Source organism: Collinsella sp. AF20-14LB (assembly GCF_003459505.1).
GTDB lineage: Bacteria > Actinomycetota > Coriobacteriia > Coriobacteriales > Coriobacteriaceae > Collinsella.
Window position 1 is genome coordinate 1 of the sequence record NZ_QRWD01000039.1, and the last position, 2289, is coordinate 2289.

2 protein-coding genes are annotated in these 2289 nt (G+C 67.2%); both read right to left on the reverse strand.

Annotated features, from left to right (window positions below; translation table 11 throughout):
• Window positions 1-104: 104 nt before the first annotated feature.
• Entirely contained in the window at window positions 105-893 is a 789-nt protein-coding gene (gene istB, locus DWX63_RS10985; protein ID WP_117774414.1) for an IS21-like element helper ATPase IstB, read from the reverse strand.
• The gene (gene istA, locus DWX63_RS10990) at window positions 890-2128 is read right to left on the reverse strand and encodes an IS21 family transposase (protein WP_117655710.1); all 1239 of its coding nucleotides are present in this window, start codon (window positions 2126-2128) and stop codon (window positions 890-892) included. The genes istB and istA overlap by 4 nt, the downstream gene beginning before the upstream one ends.
• Between the last annotated feature and the right edge of the window lie 161 nt (window positions 2129-2289).

The following is a 2289-nucleotide window of genomic DNA, read 5'->3' on the forward strand; positions in this document are numbered from 1 at the left end:
GTTAGCGTCAATATATTTTTCACCATTTTCACCAACGTATTTTCGCCAATCGCGCCAACGCGGATGCGCCGGATTCGCCAACGCGGATGCGCCGCTTTCGGCGTCTAGGCTCCCTCCTCCTTCCCGTCCTCGCCGCCGATGGATACGTCCTTCAGGCGGTACGACCGTCCCGTTATCTTGATCATCGCGCAATGGTGGCAAAGCCTGTCGGCCACCGCCGAGGCCGTGACGTTGCTGCCGAACACGTCGCCCCACCTGCCCACCGGCACGTTGGTCGTGACGACGGTCGACCGCTTTAGCGCGTAGCGCCTGTTGACCAGCTGGAACAGCAGGTCGGCGCCCTCCTTGCCGATGTCGAGGTAGCCGAGCTCGTCTATTATCAGCAGGCTGCAGTGCTCGTAGAACCGCATCCTGCGCGCCAGCGCCTCCTTCGCCGAGGCGTGCTTGAGGTCCTCGACCAGCCTCGAGCAGTCGGCGAAGTACACCTGCTTGCGGGCCATCACCGCCTCGTGGCCTATGGCTATCGACAGGTGGGTCTTGCCGACGCCCGGGCTGCCGACGAGCACGACGTTGTCGCCGCGGTCGATGAACTCGAGCGTGGCCAGCTGCTCGACCAGCCCGCGCGGCACGCTCGGCTGGAAGCCCCAGTCGAAGTCGGCCAGCGTCTTTATGTAGGGGAAGTTGGCCATCCTCGTGCGGCGCTCGTCGTCGGCGCGCCGCTTGAGGGCTATCTGGGCGTCGGTGAGCTCGAGCATGGCGTCGACCAGGCCCTTCCTCCCGTCGGCGACGAGCCTGACGTACTCGGGCACCGACGACGCCATGCCCTCGAGCCCCAGCTCCTCGAGGTTGGCCGCCAGGCGGTTGAGGGGGCTGGCCTGCACGGCGGCGCTCACAGCGAGCCCCCTATCGAGTCGAGCAGGCCGAGGTTGGCCGCGGCGGCCGCCTCGATGTCGCCGGCGGCGTCGCCGAACCACCGCTTGCCGGCCATGGCCTCGGCGTAGTGCGCCGGGTCGTAGGCCGGCCCGCCCGCCACGTGCGTGGCCACCAGCTCGCCGCCGACGTAGCAGTCCATCGCGCCGCCGGGCATGCAGACGATGCGGGCGGGCCTGCCGATGCAGCGCCTGGGCACCGACATGGGCTCGCCGTGCGCGCTCACCAGCATCGTGGCCGGCACCCTGGCCACGCGCACCACGTCGCCCATCGCCTCCTCGAGGGCGCGCAGGTTGCCGACGGGCAGCAGCGCGTCCTTCTCCTCCATGAACAGCGCGGAGGGAGGCAGCCCCGTGGTCTCGTTGGGCTCGGAGTTGCTGGCGTCCTCGATCCGCGCGACGATCTCGTCGATGTCGTCCCAGCCGTCGAAGTCGCCCTGGTAGGCCATGAGCCGCGACAGGAAGCGGTTCGACGACTCGACCTTGCCCTTCGTCTGGGGGCTGCGCGGGCGGCACAGCTTCAGCTCGAAGCCGGCGGCCTTGGCGAACTCGTACGCGCGCTGGACCTTGAGGCGCCGGCCGCCCTTGACCGTCACCAGGGCGGACATGTTGTCCGTGACCCACTCGCGCGGCACGCCGCCGAGCCTCGCGATCGTGGCGTACATGCACCTGACCAGGTCGTCGGTCGTCCTGGTCCTCGACCGGATGAATATGTGCCTGCGGGAATGGCCCAGCGTCGCCGCGAACACGTTGAACTCGAACAGCTCGCCGTCGCGGTTCGCCATCTTGACGGACTCCTTCCAGTCGAACTGCAGCTGCAGTCCGGGCGGCGTCTCGAAGCGCGGGTGCGGCTCCGGGCCGCCGGAGGCCCCGACGGCGATGCCGTTCTTGCGCATGAACTGGGTGAAGGCGTTGTAGCCGGCCAGGTCCTCGCCGGGATACCTGTGCAGCAGCCACTCGTGGATGCCCTTCTTGGTGACTCCCGGCAGCTGCGCCTTGGCGGCCACCTCCTCGATGTGCGCGTCGAACGAGCCCGCCCTGTCGCCGCGCCCGTCGTGGGGCCGCCCGCCCTCGGCCCTCCAGTACGACGCCACGGTGTGCCTGTCCTTGCCGTAGCGCTTCGCTATGTCGCTGAAGTTGGGCTTTATGCCCGCTTCCCTGTACATGTCCAACTCTCCGATCAGGTTCTTCTCCGCCACGGCCCGCTCCTCCCGAAAGCATCGTTCGCTCGTCGATCGAAGCGTAAGCCCCGGCGTTGGTGGAAATGGTGAAAATGCGTTGGCGCAAATGGCGGGACTGCGTTGGCATGATTGGTTATTGAGCGTTGGTCAAAATGGTTGTTTTTACAGTAGCGCTAACA